The 1,081-nt window shown below is 64.9% G+C and carries 1 protein-coding gene; it reads left to right on the top strand.

Annotated elements, in window-relative coordinates; genetic code table 11:
- Positions 1–1,081, top strand: a 1,081-nt coding sequence (locus tag IT775_RS21155) for an AMP-binding protein (protein WP_212703233.1), incomplete at both ends; no start/stop codon positions are given.

The following is a 1,081-nucleotide window of genomic DNA, read 5'->3' as shown; positions in this document are numbered from 1 at the left end:
CATGAAATCACCTTCGATTACCACGACGGCGACATCTACTGGTGTACCGCCGATGTGGGCTGGGTCACCGGGCACAGCTATATCGTCTATGGCCCGCTGGCCAATGGCGCCACCACGCTGATGTTCGAAGGCGTGCCGACTTGGCCCGATGCCGGCCGGTTCTGGGCGGTCTGCGAAAAGCACAAGGTGAACCAGTTCTACACCGCCCCCACCGCGATCCGCGCGCTGATGGGCCAGGGCGTGGAATGGGTGAACCGCTATGACCTGAGCGACCTGAAACTGCTGGGCACCGTGGGCGAACCGATCAACCCCGAAGCCTGGGCTTGGTACAACGACAATGTCGGCAAGGGACGCTGCCCGATCGTCGACACCTGGTGGCAGACCGAAACCGGCGGCCACATGATGACGCCGCTGCCGGGCGCGCATGACACCAAGCCGGGCGCCGCGATGAAGCCGTTCTTCGGCGTCAAGCCGGTGGTGCTGGATCCGCATACGGGGCAGGAAATCGACGGCAACGGGGTCGAGGGCGTGCTGTGCATCGCCGATTCATGGCCGGGCCAGATGCGCACCGTCTGGGGCGATCACGAACGGTTCGAAAAGACCTATTTCGCCGATTACAAGGGCTACTACTTCGCCGGCGACGGCTGCCGCCGCGACGCGGACGGCGATTACTGGATCACCGGCCGGGTCGACGACGTGATCAACGTGTCGGGCCACCGGATGGGCACGGCGGAAGTCGAAAGCGCGCTGGTCGCGCATCCCAAGGTGGCCGAGGCCGCCGTGGTCGGCTACCCGCACGAGGTCAAGGGCCAGGGCATCTATTGCTATGTCACGCTGATGAACGACGTGGAACCGACCGAGGATCTGCGCAAGGACCTGCGGACCTGGGTGCGGACCGAAATCGGCCCGATCGCCAGCCCCGACCTGATCCAGTGGGCCCCGGGCCTGCCGAAGACCCGGTCGGGCAAGATCATGCGCCGCATCCTGCGCAAGATCGCCGAAAACGACTATGGCAGCCTGGGCGACACCTCGACCCTGGCCGATCCGTCGGTGGTCGACGACCTGATCGAAAACCGCATGA

This window comes from Thalassovita aquimarina (genome assembly GCF_018219815.1).
Taxonomy (GTDB): domain Bacteria; phylum Pseudomonadota; class Alphaproteobacteria; order Rhodobacterales; family Rhodobacteraceae; genus Thalassobius; species Thalassobius aquimarinus.
The sequence above is the reverse complement of the archived record's forward strand: the minus strand, read 5'-3'. Positions and strand labels throughout refer to the sequence as shown.